The sequence below is a fragment of the Streptomyces sp. NPDC034085 genome, from assembly GCF_055575555.1.
In genome coordinates, this window is the sequence record NZ_JBVISL010000001.1 from 882,584 (window position 1) to 905,611 (window position 23,028).

General features: G+C 73.4%; 17 protein-coding genes and 1 pseudogene. 8 read left to right on the plus strand and 10 right to left on the minus strand.

Annotated features, from left to right (window positions below; all coding sequences use genetic code 11):
• Nucleotides 1-167: 167 nt before the first annotated feature.
• Nucleotides 168-1,457, minus strand: coding sequence for a citrate synthase (locus ACZ501_RS04100; RefSeq protein ID WP_136216460.1), 1,290 nt, complete (start codon nt 1,455-1,457; stop codon nt 168-170).
• A 183-nt stretch (nt 1,458-1,640) separates the two neighbouring features.
• A complete protein-coding gene (recD2, locus tag ACZ501_RS04105) occupies nt 1,641-3,887 on the minus strand; it encodes an SF1B family DNA helicase RecD2 (protein ID WP_468792347.1) in 2,247 nt (748 codons plus the stop codon).
• Nucleotides 3,888-4,180: 293 nt separating this feature from the next.
• Here recD2 and ACZ501_RS04110 point away from each other — a divergent pair, with 293 nt between their 5' ends.
• Nucleotides 4,181-4,744 (plus strand): DUF937 domain-containing protein, encoded by a 564-nt coding sequence (locus ACZ501_RS04110; protein ID WP_468792350.1) that lies wholly within the window; start codon nt 4,181-4,183, stop codon nt 4,742-4,744.
• 85 nt (nt 4,745-4,829) lie between these two features.
• Nucleotides 4,830-5,330 (plus strand): annotated as a pseudogene (locus ACZ501_RS04115) (GNAT family N-acetyltransferase); the annotation flags it as partial.
• Here ACZ501_RS04115 and ACZ501_RS04120 read toward each other — a convergent pair.
• Nucleotides 5,281-6,207, minus strand: coding sequence for an EamA family transporter (locus ACZ501_RS04120; protein WP_468792353.1), 927 nt, complete (start codon nt 6,205-6,207; stop codon nt 5,281-5,283). The pseudogene ACZ501_RS04115 and the gene ACZ501_RS04120 overlap by 50 nt on opposite strands.
• Nucleotides 6,208-6,289: 82 nt before the next feature.
• Here ACZ501_RS04120 and ACZ501_RS04125 point away from each other — a divergent pair, with 82 nt between their 5' ends.
• Entirely contained in the window at nt 6,290-7,237 is a 948-nt protein-coding gene (locus ACZ501_RS04125; RefSeq protein ID WP_361599637.1) for a LysR family transcriptional regulator, read from the plus strand.
• 127 nt (nt 7,238-7,364) lie between these two features.
• Entirely contained in the window at nt 7,365-9,137 is a 1,773-nt protein-coding gene (locus ACZ501_RS04130) for a glycoside hydrolase family 3 protein (RefSeq protein WP_468792676.1), read from the plus strand.
• Between the two features lie 9 nt (nt 9,138-9,146).
• Here ACZ501_RS04130 and ACZ501_RS04135 read toward each other — a convergent pair whose 3' ends face one another.
• Together ACZ501_RS04135 and ACZ501_RS04140 are read right to left on the minus strand one after the other, a co-directional pair.
• Complete coding sequence (locus ACZ501_RS04135) at nt 9,147-10,619, minus strand: aminopeptidase (RefSeq protein WP_361599640.1); 1,473 nt, start codon at nt 10,617-10,619, stop codon at nt 9,147-9,149.
• An 85-nt stretch (nt 10,620-10,704) separates the two neighbouring features.
• Complete coding sequence (locus ACZ501_RS04140) at nt 10,705-11,073, minus strand: hypothetical protein (RefSeq protein ID WP_361599643.1); 369 nt, start codon at nt 11,071-11,073, stop codon at nt 10,705-10,707.
• Between the two features lie 154 nt (nt 11,074-11,227).
• On the opposite strand from ACZ501_RS04140, the gene ACZ501_RS04145 reads away from it, so the two are divergent.
• Nucleotides 11,228-11,782 carry an EF-hand domain-containing protein gene (locus ACZ501_RS04145; RefSeq protein ID WP_361599646.1) on the plus strand — a complete coding sequence of 185 codons (555 nt, stop codon included), beginning with the start codon at nt 11,228-11,230 and terminating at the stop codon, nt 11,780-11,782.
• 25 nt (nt 11,783-11,807) lie between these two features.
• On the opposite strand, the gene ACZ501_RS04150 is transcribed toward ACZ501_RS04145, so the two are convergent.
• The 5 genes from ACZ501_RS04150 to speB all read right to left on the minus strand — a co-directional run bounded on the left by ACZ501_RS04150 (nt 11,808) and on the right by speB (nt 19,113).
• Nucleotides 11,808-15,578 carry an ABC transporter ATP-binding protein gene (locus tag ACZ501_RS04150; RefSeq protein ID WP_468792356.1) on the minus strand — a complete coding sequence of 1,257 codons (3,771 nt, stop codon included), beginning with the start codon at nt 15,576-15,578 and terminating at the stop codon, nt 11,808-11,810.
• Nucleotides 15,579-15,716: 138 nt separating this feature from the next.
• Nucleotides 15,717-16,139, minus strand: a complete 423-nt coding sequence (locus ACZ501_RS04155) for a PIN domain-containing protein (protein ID WP_468792359.1) — start codon at nt 16,137-16,139, stop codon at nt 15,717-15,719.
• The gene (locus ACZ501_RS04160; protein WP_361599655.1) at nt 16,136-16,345 is read right to left on the minus strand and encodes a type II toxin-antitoxin system VapB family antitoxin; all 210 of its coding nucleotides are present in this window, start codon (nt 16,343-16,345) and stop codon (nt 16,136-16,138) included. Before ACZ501_RS04160 ends, ACZ501_RS04155 begins: the two co-directional genes overlap by 4 nt.
• Before the next feature lie 63 nt (nt 16,346-16,408).
• A complete protein-coding gene (locus ACZ501_RS04165; RefSeq protein WP_468792362.1) occupies nt 16,409-18,094 on the minus strand; it encodes a thiamine pyrophosphate-binding protein in 1,686 nt (561 codons plus the stop codon).
• Between the two features lie 56 nt (nt 18,095-18,150).
• Nucleotides 18,151-19,113 carry an agmatinase gene (speB, locus tag ACZ501_RS04170; RefSeq protein WP_125595322.1) on the minus strand — a complete coding sequence of 321 codons (963 nt, stop codon included), beginning with the start codon at nt 19,111-19,113 and terminating at the stop codon, nt 18,151-18,153.
• A 116-nt stretch (nt 19,114-19,229) separates the two neighbouring features.
• On the opposite strand from speB, the gene ACZ501_RS04175 reads away from it, so the two are divergent.
• The 3 genes from ACZ501_RS04175 to tesB all read left to right on the plus strand — a co-directional run bounded on the left by ACZ501_RS04175 (nt 19,230) and on the right by tesB (nt 23,010).
• Nucleotides 19,230-20,843: a helix-turn-helix domain-containing protein gene (locus tag ACZ501_RS04175; protein ID WP_468792365.1), complete on the plus strand. Its 1,614-nt coding sequence runs from the start codon at nt 19,230-19,232 to the stop codon at nt 20,841-20,843.
• A gap of 128 nt (nt 20,844-20,971) precedes the next feature.
• Nucleotides 20,972-22,129 carry an acyl-CoA dehydrogenase family protein gene (locus ACZ501_RS04180; protein WP_361599661.1) on the plus strand — a complete coding sequence of 386 codons (1,158 nt, stop codon included), beginning with the start codon at nt 20,972-20,974 and terminating at the stop codon, nt 22,127-22,129.
• Between the two features lie 5 nt (nt 22,130-22,134).
• The gene (gene tesB / locus ACZ501_RS04185) at nt 22,135-23,010 is read left to right on the plus strand and encodes an acyl-CoA thioesterase II (protein ID WP_361599664.1); all 876 of its coding nucleotides are present in this window, start codon (nt 22,135-22,137) and stop codon (nt 23,008-23,010) included.
• Nucleotides 23,011-23,028: the final 18 nt, after the last annotated feature.

Consider the following 23,028-nt stretch of genomic DNA (forward strand, 5'->3'; position numbering starts at 1 on the left):
CCGGCAACACCGACGCCCCGGCGCGGGTCCCGTGGGGGGAATCCGCTGCCGGGGAAAAGGGAAGCGCCCCGACCGTCGACCCGTGGGGGGATCGACGGCGGGGCGCTTTCCGTATGACCGGAGACGGCCGGACCGCCGCGGCGAGGGCGCCGCGAAGGCCAGGGCGGCTAGCGGGCCTCGACGGGGACGAAGTCGCGCAGGACCTCGCCGGTGTAGATCTGGCGCGGGCGGCCGATGCGGGAGCCAGGCTCCTTGATCATCTCGTGCCACTGGGCGATCCAGCCGGGAAGGCGGCCGAGCGCGAAGAGCACGGTGAACATCTCGGTCGGGAAGCCCATGGCCCGGTAGATCAGACCGGTGTAGAAGTCCACGTTCGGGTAGAGGTTGCGCGCGACGAAGTACTCGTCGGCCAGCGCGTGCTCCTCCAGCTTGAGCGCGATGTCCAGCAGCTCGTCGCTCTTGCCGAGCGCCGAGAGGACGTCGTGCGCCGCCGCCTTGATGATCTTCGCCCGGGGGTCGAAGCTCTTGTAGACGCGGTGCCCGAAGCCCATCAGGCGGACGCCGTCCTCCTTGTTCTTCACCTTGCGGATGAAGGCGTCGACGTCACCGCCGTCGTTCTTGATGCCTTCCAGCATCTCGAGGACGGACTGGTTGGCGCCGCCGTGCAGCGGACCCCACAGGGCCGAGATGCCGGCGGAGATCGAGGCGAACATGTTCGCCTGCGAGGAGCCGACCAGGCGCACGGTCGAGGTCGAACAGTTCTGCTCGTGGTCCGCGTGCAGGATCAGCAGCTTGTCGAGCGCCGAGACCACGACCGGGTCCAGGTCGTACTCCTGGGCCGGCACGGAGAACGTCATGCGCAGGAAGTTCTCGACGTAGCCGAGGTCGTTGCGCGGGTAGACCACCGGGTGGCCGACCGACTTCTTGTACGCGTACGCCGCGATCGTCGGCAGCTTGGCCAGCAGACGGATCGTCGAGAGGTGGCGCTGCTTCTCGTCGAACGGGTTGTGGCTGTCCTGGTAGAACGTCGACAGCGCGCTGACCACGGACGACAGCATGGCCATCGGGTGGGCGTCACGGGGGAAGCCGTCGTAGAACCGCTTGACGTCCTCGTGCAGCAGCGTGTGCTGGGTGATCTCGTTGCGGAACGACGCGAGCTGGTCGACGGTCGGCAGCTCCCCGTTGATCAGCAGGTAGGCGACCTCGATGAAGGTCGAGCGCTCCGCCAGCTGCTCGATCGGGTAGCCGCGGTAGCGCAGGATGCCCTGCTCACCGTCGAGGTAGGTGATCGCGGACTTGTACGCGGCGGTGTTGCCGTAGCCGCTGTCCAAGGTGACGAGCCCGGTCTGGGCCCTCAGCTTCGAGATGTCGAAGCCCTGGTCACCGACGGTGCTTTCGACCACCGGGTAGGTGTATTCACCGTCCGCGTACCGGAGTACTACAGAGTTGTCGCTCACGTCATCCCTCACCGACGTAGTGCCTCTTCTTCGAGGTGCCCTGACTGCCTCTACCTTCCCCCATTTGGCGCAGGAGAGTGCACTCGGGGTCGGCCTTTGGTCTCGATGACGGCACTGAGTGCCTTCAACCTGCTCATCCTGCCCCCTCAGCGCCGGTTGTCGGAACCCCGAATGATCGATCATCTAGGTGATGTTTCCCACCGAGAGCCGGCCGGCGAGCCGGGAAGCGACCGCGGTGTACCTCCTGCCTGCGGAAACGGTACGCACAGCCTGGCCGAGGGCCTTGCGGGACCCGACCAGGACGACCAGTTTCTTCGCCCTGGTCACGGCCGTGTAGAGCAGATTCCGCTGGAGCATCATCCAAGCACCGGTGGTGACGGGGATCACGACCGCCGGATATTCACTCCCCTGGGAACGGTGGATGGTGACGGCGTACGCGTGCGCCAGCTCGTCGAGCTCGGCGAACTCGTACCCCACTTCCTCGTCCTCCTCTGTACGCACCGTCAAGCGCTGCTCGTCCGGATCCAGGCCGGTGACCACGCCGACCGTGCCGTTGAAGACGCCGTTGGCCCCCTTCTCGTAGTTGTTGCGGATCTGGGTCACCTTGTCGCCGACCCGGAAGACGCGACCGCCGAACCGCTTCTCGGGCAGGCCGGGGCGGGCGGGGGTGATGGCCTGCTGGAGCAGCCCGTTGAGGTTCGCGGCGCCGGCCGGGCCCCGGTGCATCGGGGCGAGGACCTGGACGTCCCGGCGCGGGTCGAGGCCGAACCTCGCCGGGATCCGCCGGGCGGCCACGTCCACGGCGAGGATCCCGGCGGCCTCGGTGTCCTCCTCCGGGAAGAGGAAGAAGTCCGGCAGCCCGTCGGTGATGGGCGGGACCCCGGTGTTGATGCGGTGGGCGTTGGTGACCACGCCCGACTGCTGGGCCTGGCGGAAGATCCGGGTCAGCCGGACGGTGGGCACCGGCCCGCCCTCGGCCAGCAGGTCCCGCAGCACCTCGCCGGCGCCGACCGACGGGAGCTGGTCCACATCGCCGACCAGCAGCAGGTGCGCTCCCGGCGCCACGGCCTTGACCAGCTTGTTGGCGAGCAGGAGGTCCAGCATCGAGGCCTCGTCGACGACGACCAGGTCCGCGTCCAGCGGCCGGTCCCGGTCGTACGCCGCGTCCCCGCCCGGCTTGAGCTCCAGCAGCCGGTGCACGGTGGAGGCCTCGGCCCCCGTCAGCTCGGACAGCCGCTTCGCCGCGCGGCCGGTGGGGGCGGCGAGCACCACCTTGGCCTTCTTCGCCCGGGCCAGCTCCACGATGGAGCGCACCGTGAAGGACTTTCCGCAGCCGGGCCCGCCGGTGAGCACGGCCACCCTGCGGGTGAGGGCGAGCCGGACCGCGTCGCGCTGCTCCGGGGCGAGGGCGGCCCCGGTGCGCCCGGCGAGCCAGCCGAGGGCCTTGTCCCAGTCCACGTCCTGGAAGCCGGGCATCCGGTCCTCCTCGGCGTTCAGCAGGCGGCGGACCTGGCCGGCCAGCGACAGCTCGGCCCGGTGGAAGGGGACGAGGTACACGGCGGTGAGGGGGTCCGGGCCGCCCTGGGGGTCCGGCACGGGTTCCCGTACGACTCCCTCCGGATCGGCGGCGAGTTCGGCCAGGCACTCGATGACCAGCCCGGTGTCCACCTGGAGCAGCTTGACCCCGTCGGCGATGAGCCGCTCCTCGGGGAGGAAGCAGTGCCCCTGGTCGGTGGACTGGGACAGGGCGTACTGGAGCCCGGCCCTGACCCGCTCGGGGCTGTCGTGCGGTATGCCGACGGCCTGGGCGATGCGGTCGGCGGTGAGGAAGCCGATGCCCCACACGTCGGCGGCGAGCCGGTAGGGCTGGTTCTTCACCACCGAGACGGAGGCGTCGCCGTACTTCTTGTAGATGCGCACCGCGATGGAGGTGGAGACACCGACGCCCTGGAGGAAGACCATGACCTCCTTGATGGCCTTCTGCTCCTCCCAGGCGGCACCGATCAGCTTCGTCCGCTTGGGGCCGAGGCCGGGGACCTCGACCAGCCGCTTCGGCTCGGCCTCGATGACGTCGAGGGTGTCGAGGCCGAAGTGCTCGACGATGCGGTCGGCGATCCTGGGGCCGATGCCCTTGATCAGGCCGGAGCCGAGGTAGCGCCGGATGCCCTGGATGGTGGCGGGCAGGATCGTCGAGTAGTTCTCGACGCTGAACTGCCTTCCGTACTGCGGGTGGGAGCCCCAGCGGCCCTCCATGCGCAGGGACTCGCCGGGCTGGGCGCCGAGGAGCGAGCCGACGACGGTCAGCAGGTCGCCGGCGCCGCGGCCGGTGTCGACCCGGGCGACCGTGTACCCGCTCTCCTCGTTGGCGTAGGTGATGCGCTCCAGCACGCCCTCGACCACCGCCAGTTGCGGTGCCCCGTTGCTCGTCATGGCACGAAGCTACCGTCCGCCGCCGACAGGGCGCCGGGGCCTGTGGACGAACGCCCGCCGGGACGAACGAAAGGGGGTCCGGCCTCGCGGCCGGACCCCCTCACGGTTACCCCTCCCTCGTCGGACTTCCCGATCCCCCCGGATCCCCACCCGGAAGTCCCGACGCACCATACGACCCGCCACTCGGCCGGAGGGTTGCATCCGGAACCAGAGCTTTACCTTTCCGTTACCTACCGCCACGTAGGAGCTACTCCGAGGTGCTGCCCCGCCACCGCACCCGTAGCGTTTCCGGCATGAGCGAATCCTCTTTCCAGGACGACGTCATGCGGGAACTCGGCGACGACAGGCTGGGCGAGATCGCCGGCCTGCTCGGCACCGACACCGAGGGCGCCCGCGAGACGGTCGCGCACACCGTCGGAGCCATGACCGGCGGTCTCCAGGAGAAGGCCGACGCCGATGACGACGAGGTCCGCCAGGCCGTCGCGGAGGCGGCCGGGGCGCCCGGCGCGTCCGGGGCGCCCGGCGCCGGCGAGGCCCCGCTCCAGGGCGTCGCCACCCTCGGCGGCGGCCTCGGCGGCGGCCTCGGAGGCCTGCTCGGCGGCGGGATGATGGCCGGGGTCCTCGCCAAGGTGAGCAAGCCGGTGGCCCAGGCCGTCGCGAAGAAGACCGGCATCCCCGCCCCGACGGTCCAGCGGGTCGTCGAGATGCTGATCCCGGTCGTGATGGCCGTGTTCGCCAAGCGCGCGGCCGCAGGCAAGGGCCCCGCGGCCCCGGCCCCCGGCGCCGGCGCCTCCGGACCGCAGGGCGGCGGCCTCGGCGACCTCCTGGGCCAGATCCTGGGCGGCGGGAAGAAGTAGCCGGCGGGGTCGCGGAGCACGCGGGGGCCGGGCCCCGCGACCCTCCCCCGCGCTATCCTCGGCACCCATGGAGACCTCCCGCGCACCCGTGCGACTGCGGGATCCCGGGCCCGGCGAGCTGGGCTGGATCGTGCAGCGCCACGGCGCGCTCTACGCCGCGGAGTATGGCTGGAACCAGGAGTTCGAGGGCCTGGTGGCCCGGATCGTCGCGGACTTCGCCGAGGACCACGACCCGCATCTGGAGCGGGTGTGGATCGCCGAGTACCGGGGCGAGCCCGTCGGCTCGGTGATGTGCGTGCGCGAGGACGGCGCGCCCGGCACCGCCCGGCTGCGGCTGCTGCTCGTGGAGCCGGCCGGGCGCGGGCTCGGGGTGGGGACCCTGCTCGTGGACACCGTCGTCGCCTTCGCCCGTTCGGCGGGCTACCGCGAGCTGGTGCTGTGGACCAACGACGTCCTGGCCGCGGCCCGCTCCCTGTACGAGCGGGCCGGCTTCACCCTGGTCGCCGAGCGGCCGCACCGTTCGTACGGGGCCCGCCTCACGGGGCAGGACTGGCGGCTGCCGCTGCGCGAGGACCCCCCGCGCTGACGCCCGCCGTACGGGACCCCGTGCCCGCCGGGGCGAGCGAGGTCAGGCCCACCCCGCCGACCAGCAGCACCGCCGCCAGCCAGCGCGGCCCGGACACGCCCTCCCCGAGCACCAGGGCGGCCGAGGACATCCCGAACACCGGCACCAGCAGCGAGAACGGCGCCACGGCGGAGGCCGGGTACCGGCGCAGCAGGTACCCCCAGGCGCCGAAGCCGAACACCGTGGACACCCAGGCGACGTAGCCGATGACGGCCGCCGCGGACCAGTCGAGGGCGCGCAGCGCGGCCACGTCCCGCTCGGGCCCCTCGATCAGCAGCGAGAGCGCGAACAGCGGGACCACCGGGACGGTGCACACCCACACCATGAAGTTGAGCGCGTCGGGCGGGGCGGCCCTGCGGGTGAGCACGTTGGACACGCCCCAGCAGGCGGCGGCCGCGACGACCAGCACGAAGCCGGTCACGGGCCCGGAGGCACCCCGGTCCCAGGCGGCCACCGCGATCCCGGCCAGCGCCACGGCCATGCCCAGCAGCCGCACCCGCCCGGGCCGCTCGCGCAGCACGACGGCGGCCAGGACGGCGGTGAAGACGGCCTGGGCCTGGAGCACGAGGGAGGACAGCCCGGCCGGCATCCCGGCGGCCATGCCGGTGAACAGCAGGCCGAACTTGGCGATGCCGAGGGCGGCCCCGACGCCGAGGACCCACTTCCAGGCGACCTTGGGCCGCCCCACGAAGAACACGGCGGGCAGCGCGGCGACGAGAAAGCGCAGGGCGGACAGCAGCAGCGGCGGGAAGTGCCCGAGGCCGATCTCGATGACGACGAAGTTGAACCCCCAGACGGCGGCGACGAGTACGGCGAGTGCGGTGTGTACGGGACGCATGCTCCGAGCATCGGCGCCCGGACCATGTAGCACCAGCGCCGATCCCTACCGGGACGGATGAAGCAGTGCTTACGATTGGGCCGTGCTCGATCTCTCCCGGCTGCGCGCCCTGCACGCCGTCTCCGTCCACGGTTCGGTCGCGGGCGCGGCGGCCGCCCTCGGCTACACCCCCTCCGCGGTCTCGCAGCAGATCGCCAAGCTGGAGCGGGAGACCCGCACGACGCTGCTGGAGCGGCGCGGACGCGGGGTCGCGCTCACCGAGGAGGCCCGGCACCTGGCCGACACCGCCCGGGAGCTGCTGGCGATCGTGGAGCGGGCCGAGACCACCCTGGAGGAGCGGCGCGGGCAGCCGAGCGGGCTGCTGGCGGTGGCGGCCTTCGCCTCGGCGGCGCGCGGGCTGCTGCCGGGGGTGCTGGCGGAGCTGGCGCATCGTCACCCGGCGCTGGACGTACGCCTGACGGAGGTGGACCCCCACCTCTCGGTGGACCTGGTGGCCCGGGGCGTCACCGACCTGGCGGTGGCGCACGACTGGGACATCGCCCCGCTGCCGGCACCCGAGGGCGTGCAGCAGGCGGTGATCGGGGACGACCGCTGCGATCTGGTGGTCCCGGCCGGGCATCCCTTCACCGCCCGGCGGGTGGTGCGGCGGGCGGACCTCGGCGGCCAGCGGTGGGTGTGCCAGCCGCCCGGGCGGGTCTGCCACGACTGGCTGGTGCGGACCATGCGCACCGCCGGGTTCGAGCCGGACATCGCGCACACCGCCGAGGAGAACCACACCATCGTCGCCCTGGTCGCTGCGGGCCTCGGGATCGCGGTGGTGCCCCGGCTCGGCACAGGCGCGCTGCCGCCGGGCGCGGTGGCCGTACCGCTGGAGCCCGGACCCGTCCGCAGGCTGTACGCCCTGTGGCGGACGGGGGCGGCCCGCCGGCCCGCGATCACCGAGGCCGTGCGGACCCTCCAGGAGCACTGGGCGGGCCGGGTGGTGCCGTCGGAGTCCCTCCTGGCCGGTGGGCGGCCGGAGCCACTGTGACGACACTGCCCGGGCGACGGCTTCGGGCCGTTTCCGAGTGTCCGTCAGGCAACGGGCCGGGCCCCGCAGTAGGGTCCCGTGGGTGCCGTACCACGCCTCCCGCCGGGCCCTGCTCGCCGCCGTCGCCATGGCCGCCGCCACGGCCGCCGGGGCCTCTCCCACCGCCGCCCCGCAGACCCCCGACGACCCCCGCTCCCCCGCCCGGCCGCCGGGGCGCCGCCCGGATCCGGCCCGGCTGCGGGCGCTGGTGTCCGGGATGGGGCTGCCCGAGCTGGTGGGGCAGCTGTTCGTGTCCCGGGCCTACGGGCATTCGGCGACCGACCCCGACCCGGCGGACGCCGAGCTGAACCGGAGCGCCTTCGGGGTGCGCACCGCCGCCGAGCTGGTGGCCCGGTACCACCTGGGCGGCGTCGTCTACTTCGCGTGGGCCCACAACACCCGCACCCCGCACCAGATCGCCGCCCTGTCCAACGGGCTCCAGCGGGCCGCGGCGGACTCGGGGGCGGGGATCCCGCTGCTGCTGTCCGTGGACCAGGAGCACGGGGCCGTCGCCCGGATCGGCCGGCCGGCGACCCTGCTGCCCGGGGCGATGGCACTCGGCGCGGCCGGCTCCCCCGCCAACGCCCGCCGGGCCGCCCGGATCGCGGGTACCGAGCTGGCCGCGATGGGCATCCGGCAGGACTACGCGCCGGTGGCCGACGTGAACGTCAACCCCGCCAACCCGGTGATCGGCGTACGGTCCTTCGGCTCCGACCCGGCCCGGGCCGCGGAACTGGCCGCCGCCCAGGTGCGCGGCTACCAGGGGGCGGGGGTGGCTGCCGCGGCGAAGCACTTCCCGGGGCACGGGGACACCGAGACCGACAGCCACGTCGGACTGCCGGTGATGCGGCACACCCGCGCCCAGTGGGAGGAGCTGGACGAGCCGCCCTTCCGGGCGGCGGTGCGGGCGGGGGTGGACGTGGTCATGACGGCGCACATCGTCTTCCCCGCCCTCGACCCGTCGGGGGACCCGGCGACCCTCTCCCGCCCCATCGTGACGGGCATCCTGCGCGAACGCCTGGGCTTTCGCGGGGTGGTGGTCACCGACGCCCTGGACATGGCGGGCGTCCGGCAGAAGTACGGGGACGACCGGGTGCCGGTGCTGGCCCTGAAGGCGGGCTGCGACCAGCTGCTGAACGCGCCCGACCTGGGGCTGGCGTACCGCAGCGTGCTGGCGGCGGTGGAGTCGGGCGAGCTGACGCGGGCGCGGGTCGAGGAGTCGGTGCTGCGGATCCTGGAGCTGAAGGCCCGCCGGGGCCTGTTCGAGGACCCGTACACCTCGGACGCGGAGGTGGACGCGGCGGTGGGGACCCCGGAGCACCTGGCGGCCGCCGAAGCCGTCGCGGCCGGTACGACCACCCTGCTGGCCAACCCGCGCGGGCTGCTGCCCCTGGACGCCTCGGCCGGCCCGCGGCTGCTGGTGACCGGCACCGACCCGGTCTCCCCCACGGGCACCACCGGCCCCCCGACGGCGGTCCTGGCGCGGGAGCTGGCCGCGCTGGGCTGCCGGGCGCGGGCGCTCCCGCCCGAGCGGGCGGTGGCGGCCGCGCCGGGGCACGCGGCGGTGCTGGTGTGCACGTACAACGTCCCGGAGGGCGAGAGTCCGCAGCGCACGCTGGTGGCGGACCTGGTGGCGACGGGCGTCCCGGTGGTGCTGGTGGCGCTGCGCAATCCGTACGACCCCGCCCGGCTGCCGCAGTGCGCGGCCGAGGTGGCCACGTACACCTGGACGGACGTGGAGGTGCGGGCGGCGGCCCGGGTGCTGACGGGCGCGAGCCGGCCGGCGGGCCGCCTCCCGGTGCCGGTCCCGGGCCGCTACCCGCTGGGCCACGGGCTGTCGTACCCGCCCGCGGCCCAGTAGGCCCCGGCCCTACCGGCGCAGCGACTCGCGGCGCAGGTCGGTCTGGTCGAGCTGCGGGTCGGGCGCGGCGAGCGGCGCCGCCTGCGGGGCGGTTCGTCCGGTGCTGAAGACGTTCGCGGCGGGGGCCACTCCGGCCCACTGGAGGATGCGCGAGGTCGCGAGGGCCTTCTCGCCGTCCTGGAGCTTGGAGACGTTGGCCCCGTGGTTGGCACCCGGTGCGATCATCACGTAGCTGTCGCGGACCCCGTACCCGAGGTGGAAGGGCTCGGCGCCCCACGGGTCGTTCTGCCCGTACACGAACAGCATCCGGTCGGCGTTGTTGCGGACCCAGGTGTCCACGTCCGCCATGGCCGCCGGCTTGAAGGTCATCGGGATGTCGCGCGGGACGAAGTTGCGCGGCGGCTGGTAGCCGTAGCGGCTCAGGCCCGCCAGGTGCGGCTGCTTGATGTCGGGCGAGCCGAGCTGCGTACCGGCCTGGTAGTAGTACGGCGTGTACGTCTCCAGGCCCTGGTCGGCGTAGGCCGAGAAGCCGGAGATCGCGTCGACCGTGTCCCAGATCTGCTGGTCGGTGGCGGTCTTGGCGTCCGGGATCGCGGCGCAGTCGGAGAGCAGGCTGTACTGCCAGAACGCCCAGGTGTAGTCGAGCACGACGGCCTCGAAGGCCTTGTCGAGGCTGCCGACGGTGTGGAAGGTCCAGCCGTTCTCGGCGGCGGCGGCCGTGTACTTGGCCTCCAGCGGCTCGCGGCGCACGAGCGCCTCGCGCTGCACCGCGTTCAGCTTGTCGCGGCACTCCTTGGTGCCGACCTTGGTGAAGAACCGGTCGTAGGCCGAGTCCTCCTTGTTGACGACGTCGTTCGGCGCCACGTAGGCGACGACCCCGTCCATGTCGCGCGGGTAGAAGCGCTCGAAGTACGTCGCCGTCATACCGCCCTTGCTGGCGCCGGTGGCGAGCCAGTTCTTGGTGTAGATCTTCTTCAGGGCGGTGAAGAGGCGGTGCTGGTCGCTGGCGGCCTGCCAGATGTCCAGCTTCGACCAGTCCGCCGGGTCGGGGCGGGACGGGTTGAAGAATCGATACTCCATCGACAGCTGGTTGCCGTCGACGATGGTCGTGGGCTCCGCGCGCCGCGGGCTGGTGTTGACGTTGTAGCCGGAGGTGTAGAACACCGTGGGCCGGGAGACGTCCTTGTGCAGCAGGGTGATGCGCTGCTTGAACGTGCCCTTCGAGGGCTGCCGGTGGTCGACCGGCTGCTCGTAGTTCATGACGAAGAACCGGTAGCCGGGGTACGGCTTCTCCTCGATCAGGCTCATGCCCGGTATCGCGAGGAGCTGGTCCAAGATGTCGGCCGCGGAGCTGTCCCCCGCGACGGCCTGCGCGGCGGCGGCCGGCTCTGCGGCGGTGGCCGTCTGAGCCGTGAAGCCGGCCGTGCCCATGGTGCCGATCAGCACCGCGACGGGCAGCAGCCGGCCAAGCGTCTTGCGCATTCACCCTCCCCTTGAGTTCACTGTGGTCGCCCGTGAACCTAGCGGGGCCAACACGCCCGTGAACAGTCCCCGTTGGGCCGCTCCCTCAGCACAGGATCCAGCCGGAGTCGACGGATCCGGCCGCCACACCACCCCTTACGTACACACACCGGTTGATGGCGCCGACGGTGACGGGGCCCGCGTACCGGGTGAATTGCCCCGCATCGCCCAGCGGGACGCCGCCGCGCGGCTGAACGCTCACCTCCATGTGGCGGCGCTCCCCGGGGTCCAGGGCGACGTTCACCGCGCAGACCTGGGTCCGGCTCTTGTACACGCGCACCTCGGCGCCGGGCAGCGGCAGCACCTTGACCAGCTGCCCCGGACACCCGCCGGTCGCGGCCCGCGCCTGCGGCGCCGCCGCCAGCACCCCGCCCGCCGCGAGCCACAGCGCGGCCCCGAACACCCCCAGGGACACGACCCGCCCCCGCCCCGCACGGCCTTGCCGCATGCTGACCCCCCGCTCGGTCGTACGTAACACGTACGCACGTACGACGCGCAGACCTCCCGGAAGGTTGCACTACTCTGGGCGATCGACCGAACGCCCAACGTAGCCGTGAAAGGCAGCCGACATGACGACCGATCTGCTCGACCGCAAGCTGGAACGCGCGTTCGCGCACCTGGACGCCGACTCCAACGGCGTGATCGACGAGAAGGACATGATCGCGCTCGGGTCGCGGCTGCTGTCGGCGCTGTCGGAGCCCGCCGACTCCCCCAAGGCCGCCGAGGTGTTCCGCGGGCTCACCGACTTCTGGGTGGACCTCTTCGGCGAGCTCGGCGTCGGCCAGGACCAGAAGCTGACCCCCGGGCAGTACCGCGACGGCATGACGCGCCTGTACAAGGACGGCGGCCCGGCGTACGAGAAGTCCTTCCGGCCGATGATGAAGGCGATCCTCACGGTCGTCGACACCAACGGCGACGGGCACATCAGCCCCGAGGAGTTCCACCAGGCCCAGCTCGCCTTCGACACCAAGCTGGAGCCCGCCGACGCGGACGCCCTGTTCGCGCGGATCGACAAGAACCACGACGGCTACCTGTCGGTGGACGAACTCCTCGACGCCGTACGCGAGTACTACACCGGTGACGACGAGGACGCCCCGGGGAACCTGCTCTTCGGCGAGCTCTGATCCCCGGGGCGCCCCCGCGCGGCGGCTACGCGGCCGCCGCCGCCTCGTCCTCGCCGGCGAAGGTGCGCCACAGCTGCGCGTAGCGGCCGCCGCGGGCCAGCAGCTCGGCGTGGCTGCCGTCCTCGACCACCCGGCCCCGGTCCATGACCACCACCCGGTCGGCCCGGGCCGCCGTGGTCAGCCGGTGGGCCACCACGAGGGTGGTGCGCTTGCCCGCGAGCCGCTCGGTGGCCTGGTTGACCTGCGCCTCGGTGGCCAGGTCCAGGGCCGCGGTGGCCTCGTCCAGCAGCAGCACGTCCGGGTCGACCAGCTCGGCCCGGGCCAGCGCGATCAGCTGGCGCTGGCCGGCCGAGAGGTTGCGGCCGCGCTCGGCGACGGCGTGCAGGTAGCCGCCGTCCAGGGTGGCGATCATGTCGTGGGCGCCGACCGCGCGGGCGGCCGCCTCCACCTCGGCGTCGCTCGCACCGGGCCGGCCGTAGGCGATGGCGTCGCGCACCGTCCCCGGGAAGAGGTACGGCTCCTGGGGGACGACCCCCAGCCGGTGGCGGTACGCCGTCAGGTCCAGCTCCCGCAGGTCGGTGCCGTCGGCCGTGACCCGGCCGGTGGTCGGGTCGTAGAACCGGGCCACCATCTTGACCAGCGTCGACTTGCCCGCCCCGGTCTCGCCGACGAAGGCGACGGTCTGCCCGGCGGGTATCCGCAGGCTGATCCCGGCCAGCGCCTCCCCCGTCTCGCCGCGCTCCCCGGCCGTGCCGTACTGGAAGCGCACGCCCTCGAAGGCGATCTCACCGCGCAGCGCGGTGACCTCGCGCGGCTCGGCCGGACGCGGGGTGGTGGTGGGCTCGCGCAGCAGGTCCTGGATCCGGCCGAGGGAGACGGTGGCCTGCTGGTAGCCGTCGAAGACCTGCGAGAGCTGCTGCACCGGGGCGAAGAACAGGTCGATGTAGAGCAAGTACGCCACCAGCGCGCCGGTGGTGAGCGTGGCCGCCTCGACCCGGCCCGCGCCGACGATGAGCACGGCCGCCGCCGCGCCGGAGGACAGCAGCTGCACGAAGGGGAAGTAGACGGATATCAGCCACTGGCCCCGCACCCGTGCCTCGCGGTACGCGTCGCTGCGCTCCGCGAACCGGGCCCGGCCGGCGTCCTGGCGGCGGAAGGCCTGCACCAGGCGGAGCCCGGCCACCGACTCCTGGAGGTCGGCGTTGACCAGGCTGACCCGGTCGCGCGCCAGCTCGTACGCGGCCACCGACTTGCGGCGGAACACGATCGTGCCGAGGACCAGCACGGGCAGGGTGGCGAAGACGATCAGCGCGAGTTCCACGTCGAGGACGAGCAGGGCGATCAGGATGCCGAAGAAGGTCAGGACGGAGACGACGGCGGTGACGAGCCCGGTCTGCAGGAAGCTGGACAGGGAGTCCACGTCGGTGGTCATCCGGGTCATGATCTTCCCGGTGAGCTCCCGCTCGTAGTAGTCCAGGCCGAGCCGCTGGAGCTGCGCGAAGATCTTGACGCGCAGGGCGTAGAGCACGCGCTCGCCGGTGCGCCCGGTCATCCGGGTCTCCGCGAACTGCGCGGCCCACTGCCCGCCGACCACGGCGAGGGCCAGCAGGGCCGCGGCCCACACCGCGCCCAGGGCGGCCTTCTCGACGCCCTGGTCGATGCCGTGCCGGATCAGGACGGGCAGCAGCAGCCCGGCGCCCGCGTCGAGGGCGACCAGGGCGAGGCTGACGGCGAGCGGCGTCCAGAAGCCGCCCAGCAGCCGGCGCAGGCCGTAGCTCTCCTCGGCGGCCGCGGCCCGGTGCTCGTCCACCGCGGGTTCGTCGTCGGCGGGCGGCAGCGCGGCGACCTGCGCGAGCAGTTCGGGGGTGGCGCCGGGCGCCGGGGCGGCCTCGGACTCGTCCCGGCGCCGCCACAGCTCGGGCGTGATCCCGTCGACGGCGCGCCGCTTGGCGCTCACCGGCTCGGAGTCGATCTCGGCCTCGAGCTCGATGTCCTTCTCGAGGTCCCGCTCGAACTCCGCCATGGACGGGGCGTCGGGGGTGCGCGGCGAGTGCGCGCCGAGGACGTCGGGGTCGGTGAGCAGCCGCCGGTACAGCGCGGAGCGGTGCTCCAGCTCGTCGTGCGTGCCGATGTCGGCGAGCCGCCCGTGCTCGAGTACGGCGATCCGGTCGGCGAGCGCGAGGGTGGAGCGGCGGTGGGCGATCAGCAGGGTGGTGCGGCCCGCCATCACGGCCCGCAGCGCCTCGTGGATCTCGTGCTCGACGCGGGCGTCGACGGCGGAGGTGGCGTCGTCCAGGAGCAGCAGGCGGGGGTCGGTGAGAAGGGCGCGGGCGAGCGCGATGCGCTGGCGCTGGCCGCCGGAGAGGGTCAGGCCCTGCTCGCCGACCTTGGTGTCGTAGCCGGCGGGGAGGGCCTCGATGAACCCCTCCGCCTGGGCGGCGCGGGCGGCGGCGCGGATCTCCTCCTCACCGGCCCCGGGGCGGCCGAAGGCGATGTTCGCGCCGATGGTGTCGGAGAACAGGAACGAGTCCTCGGGCACCAGGCCGATGGCGCCGCGCAGGGAGTCGTACGTCAGCTCGCGGACGTCGTGGCCGCCGATCCGCACGGTGCCGTGGTCGGCGTCGTAGAAGCGGGGCAGGAGCAGCGAGACGGTGGACTTGCCGCTGCCGGAGGCTCCCACGAGGGCGACGGTCTCGCCCTCGGCCAGGGCGAGGGAGAACCCGTCGAGGACGGGGCGCCCGGGCTCGTACCCGAAGCGGACGTCCTCGAACTCGACGGTCGCGGGGGCGTCGGCGGGCAGCTCCCGCGTGCCTTCGGCGATCTCGGGTTCGGTGTCGATGAGCTCGAAGACCCGCTCCACGCCGGCGCGGGCCTGCTGGCCGACGGTGAGCACCATGGCGAGCATGCGCACGGGGCCGACGAGCTGGGCGAGGTAGGTGGAGAAGGCGACGAAGGTGCCGAGGGTGACCTGGCCGCGGGTGGCCATCCAGCCGCCGAGGGCCAGCATGGCCACCTGGGCGAGGGCGGGTACGGCCTGGAGGGCCGGGGTGTAGCGGGAGTTGAGCCGGATGGCGCGCATCCGGCCGCCGAAGAGCCGGCGGCCGGCCGCGCGGAGCTTGCCGGTCTCCTGCTCCTCCTGCCCGAAGCCCTTGACGACCCGTACGCCGGTCACCGCGCCGTCGACGACGGAGGCGACGGCGGCGGCCTGGCTCTGGGCGTACCAGGTGGCGGGGAAGAGCTTCTTGCGGCTGCGCTTGGCGATGAACCAGAGGGCGGGGGCCATCAGCAGCGCGACGAGGGTCAGCAGCGGGGACAGCCACAGCATGATCCCGAGGGATATCCCGAAGAGGAGGAAGTTCCCGATCGTCATGGGCAGCATGAAGAGCAGGCCCTGGATCAGCTGGAGGTCGCTGGTGGCCCGGCCGACGACCTGCCCGGTGGACAGCTCGTCCTGCCGGCGCCCGTCGAGCCGGGCGATGGTGTCGTACATGTCGGTGCGCAGGTCGTGCTGCACGTCGAGGGCGAGGCGCCCGCCGTAGTACCTGCGTATGTAGGTCAGGACGTAGACCAGCAGGGCGGCGCCTATGAGCAGGGCGGCCCAGGGCCCCATGGGCTTGCTCTCGTCGCCGATGACGTCGTCGATGATGACCCGGGTGACGAGGGGCACGAGCGCCATGACGGCCATGCCGGCCAGCGAGGACCCGAGCGCGAGCAGAACGTTGGCCTTGTACCGCCAGGTGTAGGCGGCCAGCCGCCTGCCCCAGCCCTGTTTCTCCCCAGCCTGCGCCGCCGTCACGTGGTGCCTCCCCGTCGGTCCTGTCCCTGCCGCCTCCCCCAACGCCCCCACCGGCGGATTTCATCCCACCGCAACGATCGCACCGGTGCCGGGGCGGCGCCTTGCGGGGCCGCCGCACGCCTGAAGGCCGAGCGGTTCCTAGGGGGTGTCCGGGCGGGTGACCCAGCGGGCGGGCTGGCCCGTTGCCCGCGCGATCGTGTCGAAGTCCTCGTCGTAGTGCAGCAGGGTGAGACCGGTGAGTTCGGCGGTCGCCGCGACGAGCAGATCCACCGCGCCGGCGCTGCGGTGCTCGCCCCGGTCGGTGAGCAGCCGCTGAACCGAGCGGGCACGGATGTAGACGCTGTCGGGCATGGGCGTCCAGTTGAAGAGCTCGCCCAGCAGTGCTTCCTTCTCCAAACGGTCCGCGAGCGAGCGTGCGGAGAAGAGGATCTCCAGCTCCGTCACCTCGCAGAGGCCGATCACACCCTCGGCGAGATGGTCGCGCCAGGCCTTCCGCACGTCCTCGTTCGTCAGGACCCGTACCACCGCGGAGGTGTCGATCAGATACGTGACGGGGCTCATGGACGATAGTCGGCCTTGTCGAGGAGGACGTCGAAGTCGCCCCGCTCACCCATCTCCACGAGCCGCTCGAGCGCTTCGAGGCGCTTGCGCCGGCGGGCGACCTCGTGGAGGGCCGCGTTGACGGTGTCCTTCTTCGACCTCGTGCCGAGTATGGCCGCCGCCTCCGCGAGGGCCTCGTCGTCCACTTCCATGTAGAGGTTGGACATATATGCCTCCTATCCCTGTCTCATATAAAGCATAGGAGAGGGGGCGGGGCGCGGCAACGCGGTTCAGACGTGCGTCGGGGCGAACATCTTGAGGGTGGCGGGGAGGACCAGGACCGAGGGGCCGGGGGTCTTCAGGGCGCGGGCGAGGTCTTCGCGGAGGGTGTCCGGGGTGGTGGTGGAGGCCGGGACGCCGAAGGAGGCCGCCAGGGCGGCGAAGTCCGGGCGGGCCAGTTCCGTGGCCGTGGTGCGGCCGTCGAAGGCGGCCGTCATGTACTCGCGCAGGATCCCGTAGCCGCCGTCGTCCACGATCAGCCAGGTGACGTCCAGGTCGTGTTCCTTCGCGGTGGCCAGCTCCGAGAGGGAGTACATGGCGCCGCCGTCGCCGGAGACCGCCAGGACCGGGGTGCCGGGCTCGGCGACCGCCGCGCCCAGGGCCGCCGGGAAGGCGTAGCCGAGGCCGCCCGCGCCCTGCGCCGAGTGCATGGTGTTGGGGTGCTTCGCGTCGAAGGCGGACCAGGCCCAGTAGGACAGGATCGTCATGTCCCAGAAGGACGGCGAGCGGGGCGGCAGGGCCTGCCTGATGGCGGTCAGGAGGCCGCGCTCGAGGGCGACGTCCTGGGGAGCGAGGCGGTCCTCGATGGCGGCGAGCAGCGCGCGGACCCGTTCGGGGGCGTCCTCGTCCGGGCGGGGTTCCACCGTCTCCAGGAGGGCCTGGAGGGCGAGGCGGGCGTCGGCGTGGATGCCCAGGGCGGGGTGGTTGGACTCCAGCTTGCCGAGGTCAGCCTCGATCTGGACGACCCGGCCCGTGGGGAAGAACGTGTGGTAGTTGGAGGACAGTTCGCCGAGGCCGGAGCCGACCACCAGCAGGACGTCCGCGTCCTCCAGGAAGTCCGTCATGTGGCGGTCCTCCAGCCAGGACTGGAGGGAGAGCGGGTGGGTCCAGGGGAAGGCGCCCTTGCCGCCGAAGGTGGTGACGACGGGCGCGTTCAGGCGTTCCGCGAGCTGCCTGAGCTTTCCGGCGGCGTCGGCGCGGATCACGCCGCCCCCGGCGATGATCACCGGTCGGGCGGCCCGGGACAGCCAGTGCGCGGCCAGCGCCGTCAGCTCCGGGCGCGGGGCCAGTTCGTGCGGGGCTGCGTCCATGCCGGTCACCTGCGGGATCAGCGTCTCCGCGCGCAGCACGTCCTCGGGGATCTCCACCCAGACCGGGCCGTGCGGGGCGGTCAGCGCCGACTCCCAGGCCTCGGCGATCACGGAGGGGATCTGGGACGGGGTGCGGGCGGTGTGGACCGACTTCACCACGTCGCGGAAGGAGGCCGACTGGTCCCGCAGCTCGTGCAGGTGGCCCCGGCGGCCCCCGCCCAGGCCCGCCGTGGGGACCTGGGAGGAGAGGGCGAGGACCGGCGCCGAGGCGGCGGCCGCCTCCGCCAGGGCGGGCAGCGACATCAGCGCCCCGGGGCCGGTGGAGAGCAGCAGCGGGACGGCCTCGCCCGTGAGCCGGCCGTAGGCGTCGGCGGCGAAGCCCGCGTTGTTCTCCGTACGCAGGGCGACCAGGCGCAGGTCGGAGCGGCCGACCGCGTCGAAGAGGCCCAGCGCGTGCTGGCCCGGCAGGCCGAAGACGGTGGTCGCGCCGAGGCCGCGCAGCGTCTCCACGACCAGGTCCCCGCCCGTGCGGCCCGGCGGCGGCGCCAGGGCGGCCGCCGTCTGGGCCTCGGTGGGACGGAGTACCAGGTCGTGGTCGTGCGTCACGCGCGTACGTGCCCTTCGTGCTGCGGTCGTCCCGTCCGCGCCGCCGGCCGGGCTGGTCAGCCCTGGCGGGAGGCGGCGATCTGACGGCTCATGATCGTGGTCAGCTCGTACGCGGTGTGCGAGGCCGCGACCGAGGTGATCTCCGCGTGATCGTACGCCGGGGCGACCTCGACGACATCGGCCGAAACCAGGTTGCAGGAGGACAGGCCCCGGATGATCTCCAGCAGCTCGCGGGAGGTCATGCCGCCCGCCTCGGGGGTGCCGGTGCCGGGCGCGTGGGCCGGGTCGAGCACGTCGATGTCGATGGAGATGTACAGCGGGCGGTCGCCGATGCGCTGGCGCAGCTGGTCGGCGACCTCGTCGGCGCCGCGGCGGTAGACGTCCGCGGAGGTGACGATGCCGAAGCCCATCTTGGCGTCGTCGTCCAGGTCCTGCTTGCCGTACAGCGGGCCGCGGGTGCCGACGTGGGAGAGCGCCTCGGTGTCGAGGATGCCCTCCTCGACGGCGCGGCGGAACGGCGTGCCGTGGGTGTACTCGGCGCCGAAGTAGGTGTCCCAGGTGTCCAGGTGCGCGTCGAAGTGCAGCAGGGCGACCGGGCCGTGCTTCTTGGCGACGGAGCGCAGCAGCGGCAGGGCGATGGTGTGGTCGCCGCCGAGGGTCATCAGGCGGGAGCCGGAGGAGAGGAGCTCGTCGGCGGCGGCCTCGACCGTCTCGACGGCCTCGTTGATGTTGAAGGGGTTCACCGCGATGTCACCGGCGTCCGCGACCTGCGCGAGGGCGAAGGGGGAGGCGTCCTGGGCCGGGTTGTACGGGCGCAGCAGGCGGGAGGCCTCGCGGATGGCGTTGCCGCCGAAGCGGGCGCCGGGGCGGTAGGAGACGCCGGAGTCGAAGGGCACGCCGACGACGGCCACGTCGGCGGAGCCGACCTCGTCGAGGCGCGGCAGCCGGGCGAAGGTCGCCGGGCCCGCGTAGCGCGGGATGCGGGAGGAGTCGACGGGGCCGCGCGGCTGCGTGCTCATGGGGGGTGCCCTTCTGGTGGTCCTGCGGGTGCGGTCCTTCGAGCGTAAGCGTGCCGCGAGAGGGTGGGGAGGGTACGTTTCATCCATCTGGCAGCGCCGAAATGTACGGAGCATCCATGGCCGACCTCCCGGTCCCCCCGAACCCCGGCAACGGGCCGCGGGCGGCGCCCGCCGGGGAGCCGATGACGCCGCCCGTCGGGCTCGCGGGGCTGCTCGGCGAGCGGGGGCTCGGGCTGCGGCACCTCGCGGGGCCGGCGGCGGCGGAGGTGCACGGGGTGCACGCCTCCGAGATGGCGGACCCGTCCCCGTACCTGCTGGGCGGCGAGCTCCTGCTGACGGCCGGGGCCACGCTGACGGAGGCCGGGGCCGGCGCCTACGTCGGCCGGCTCGCCCGCGCCGGGGCGGCCGCGCTCGGCTTCGGCGTGACCCCGGTCCACGAGGTGGTCCCGCCCGGTCTGGCCGAGGCGTGCGAGCGGTACGGGCTCCCGCTCGTGGAGGTCCCGCCGGGAACCCCGTTCACGGCGGTCGCCCGCGCCGTCGGGCGGCTGATGGCGGAGGCGCGCACCCGGGAGCTGCGCCGGGTGGCCGAGGCGCAGCAGGCCCTGGCGGCAGCCGCGGCCCGCCCGGACCCGGTCCCGGCGGTGCTGTCCAGGCTGGCGGTGAACCTGGGCGGCTGGGCGGCGCTGCTCGGCCCGGGCGGCACCGGTACGGGGGCCGCCGGGCCAGGGGCCGACGGTACGGGGCCCGGCGGCGCGGGGCCCGGCGGTACGGCCGGCGGGCCGGGGGCCGGCGGTACCGCCGGGGGCCGGCCCCGGACCGCGGAGGCGGCGGGGACCCCGGGCGCCGCGATCCCCGGCGCCGGGGCGGCCGGAGCCCCCGGAACCGGCCTGGGCGCCGTCGCGGCCGCCGGGGCCGTTCCCGGTGCGGACGTCCTCGACGCCGTGGACGCGCTGGCCCGCCGCGTGGCCCAGGGAGCCGCGGCCACCGCCACCGACGCCCTCGGCGCCACGAGCCTGGCCGCGTACGCCGTGGGCGGCGGGCGCGTGCTGGCCCTGGCCGGCCCGGGCCGGACCCCGGGCGACCACACCATCGCCTCCATCGCCGCCGTCCTGCTGACCCTGCTCACCGCGGAGCGCCCCGCCGGGTCGGAGGCGGCGGCCCTGACCCGGCTGCTGCTGGACGGGGATCCGGCCCGGGCGCTCGCCCCCGGGCCCTGGTACGCGGTCCACGCCCGGGGCTCCGGCGACCCGCGGGCCCTGGCCGCCGCGCTGGGCACCGTACTGCTGGACCCGCGCGGGCCCGCCGTACGGCTGCTCACCGACCGCGAGCCCGGGCCGCAGCCGGGCTGGCGGCTCGGGGTGAGCGCCGCGGCCTCGCCGGGGGACCTGCCGGCCGCCGACGCACAGGCCGGCCGGGCGCTGGAGCGCGCCGAGGCGGCCCGTACCCCGCTGGCCCGGCACACGGACCCCGGTTTCGCGGGCCTGTTCGGGGAGGCGGAGGCGCGGGCCCACGCCGAGGCGCTGCTGGCGCCCCTGGCACCCGCGCTGCGCGACACCCTGCGCGGCTGGCTGGCCCACCACGGCAGCTGGGACCGCAGCGCGGCCGCGCTCGGCGTCCACCGCAACACGGTCCGCCAGCGCGTCGCCCGCTGCGCGGCGCTCCTGGACCGGGACCTCGACGACCCGGACACCCGCATGGAGCTCTGGTTCGCCCTGCGCCTGCCGTCGTGAGCCCGGGCGGCAGAAAGGTTTCCGACCGGGTCACACTCCCTGGACAGCCGGAGTGACTGCCGGGTAACTTAAGTATGAGCAAGCGCTTAGACACAGTCTGGCCGAACTAGGGATCGAGGAGGCGGCTCGTGCGCCGTACCGTATTCAACGAGGACCACGAGGCGTTCCGCGAGACCCTCCGCGCCTTCATCGAGGCCGAGGTCGTCCCCGTCTACGACGAGTGGTTCCAGGCCGGCCAGGCGCCGCGCGACTTCTACTACAAGCTCGGCGAGCTGGGCGTCTTCGGCATCAACGTGCCCGAGGAGTTCGGCGGCGCCGGCCTCGACACCCACAAGTTCGAGGCCGTCCTCTACGAGGAGACCTCCCGCGCGGGCGTCAACTTCGGCGGCTCCGGCGTGCACGTCCTGCTCGCCCTGCCCTACATCAAGATGCTCGCCACCGACGAGCAGAAGAAGCGCTTCCTGCCGAAGTTCGTCTCCGGCGAGGAGATGTGGGCGCTGGCGATGACCGAGCCGGGCACCGGCTCCGACGTCGCGGGCATGAAGACCACCGCCAAGCTCTCCGAGGACGGCACGCACTACGTCCTCAACGGCTCCAAGACCTTCATCACCGGCGGCGTCCACGCCGACCGCGTGATCGTCTGCGCCCGCACCTCCGCCCCCAGCGAGCAGGACCGCCGCTTCGGCATCTCCCTCTTCGCCGTGGACACCAAGTCCGAGGGCTACTCGATCGGCCGCAAGCTCGACAAGCTGGGCCTGAAGACGTCCGACACCGCCGAGCTGGCGTTCGTCGACGTCAAGGTCCCGGTCGAGGACCTGCTCGGCGAGGAGGGCAAGGGCTTCTACTACCTCGGCCACAACCTGGCGTCCGAGCGCTGGGGCATCGCCTTCGGCGCGTACGCCCAGGCCGCCGCCGCCGTCCGGTTCGCCCAGCAGTACGTCACGGACCGCACCGTCTTCGGCAAGCCGGTCGCGCACTTCCAGAACACCAAGTTCGAGCTGGCCGCCTGCCAGGCCGAGGTGGACGCCGCCCAGGCCGTCGCCGACCGCGCCCTGGAGGCCCTGGACGAGGGCGAGCTGACCCCGGCCGAGGCCGCCTCCGCGAAGCTGTTCTGCACCGAGGTCGCACACCGCGTCATCGACCGCTGCCTCCAGCTGCACGGCGGCTACGGCTACATGAACGAGTACCCGATCGCCCGCCTGTACGCCGACAACCGCGTCAACCGCATCTACGGCGGCACCAGCGAGATCATGAAGTCGATCATCGCCAAGTCGATGGGCCTGTAACCCACTTGAACGACGCACTGGCGGACCTCCTCGATCTGCTCGACCTGGAGCAGATCGAGGAGGACATCTTCCGCGGCACGAGCCGCACCTCCCTGGTGCCGCGCGTGTTCGGCGGCCAGGTCGCGGCCCAGGCCCTGGTCGCGGCCGGCCGCACGGTGCCCGCGGACCGGCTGCCGCACTCGCTCCACTCGTACTTCCTGCGGACCGGTGACTCCGGCGCGCCGATCGTGTACTCCGTGGACCGGATCCGCGACGGGCGGTCCTTCACCACCCGGCGCGTGGTCGCCGTCCAGCACGGACAGCCGATCTTCCACCTCTCCGCGTCCTTCCAGACGTACGAGGACGGCCTGGAGCACCAGGCCCCGATGCCGGCCGCGCCGGACCCCGCGACCCTGCCGACCGCCGCCGAGGCGCTGCCCGCGTACCGGGAGATCTTCCGCGACCCGGGCACGGTGGAGCGGCTGCTGGAGGCGCGCGGCGCGGTGGACCTGCGGTACGCGACCACCCCGCCGTGGGGCACGGTCGGCGAGCCGCTGGAGCCGCGCTCCCAGGTCTGGTTCCGGACCCAGGGCAAGCTCGCGGACGACCCGCTGCTCCACATCTGCCTGGCCACCTACGTGTCCGACATGACCCTGCTGGACTCGGTGCTGCTGGCCCACGGCCGCGGCGGCTGGGCGGTCGGCGACGTGGTCGGCGCCTCCCTGGACCACGCCATGTGGTTCCACCGGCCCTTCCGCGCCGACGAATGGCTCCTGTACGACCAGGAGTCCCCCTCCGCGTCCGCCGGCCGGGGGCTGGGACAGGCCCGCATCTGGACCCAGGACGGCCGCCTGGCGGTCACCGTCATCCAGGAGGGTGTCGTACGCGTTCCGCGCGGCTGAGCGGACATACCGTCGCCC

What these genes read in the sequence shown, in the direction of transcription:
- recD2 (WP_468792347.1), bottom strand. Translation starts at nt 3,887, where the DNA reads ATGACGAGCAACGGGGCACCGCAACTGGCGGTGGTCGAGGGCGTGCTG.
- ACZ501_RS04110 (WP_468792350.1), top strand. Translation starts at nt 4,181, where the DNA reads ATGAGCGAATCCTCTTTCCAGGACGACGTCATGCGGGAACTCGGCGAC.
- ACZ501_RS04120 (WP_468792353.1), bottom strand. Translation starts at nt 6,207, where the DNA reads ATGCGTCCCGTACACACCGCACTCGCCGTACTCGTCGCCGCCGTCTGG.
- ACZ501_RS04130 (WP_468792676.1), top strand. Translation starts at nt 7,365, where the DNA reads ATGGCCGCCGCCACGGCCGCCGGGGCCTCTCCCACCGCCGCCCCGCAG.
- ACZ501_RS04135 (WP_361599640.1), bottom strand. Translation starts at nt 10,619, where the DNA reads ATGCGCAAGACGCTTGGCCGGCTGCTGCCCGTCGCGGTGCTGATCGGC.
- ACZ501_RS04145 (WP_361599646.1), top strand. Translation starts at nt 11,228, where the DNA reads ATGACGACCGATCTGCTCGACCGCAAGCTGGAACGCGCGTTCGCGCAC.
- ACZ501_RS04155 (WP_468792359.1), bottom strand. Translation starts at nt 16,139, where the DNA reads ATGAGCCCCGTCACGTATCTGATCGACACCTCCGCGGTGGTACGGGTC.
- ACZ501_RS04160 (WP_361599655.1), bottom strand. Translation starts at nt 16,345, where the DNA reads ATGTCCAACCTCTACATGGAAGTGGACGACGAGGCCCTCGCGGAGGCG.
- speB (WP_125595322.1), bottom strand. Translation starts at nt 19,113, where the DNA reads ATGAGCACGCAGCCGCGCGGCCCCGTCGACTCCTCCCGCATCCCGCGC.
- ACZ501_RS04175 (WP_468792365.1), top strand. Translation starts at nt 19,230, where the DNA reads ATGGCCGACCTCCCGGTCCCCCCGAACCCCGGCAACGGGCCGCGGGCG.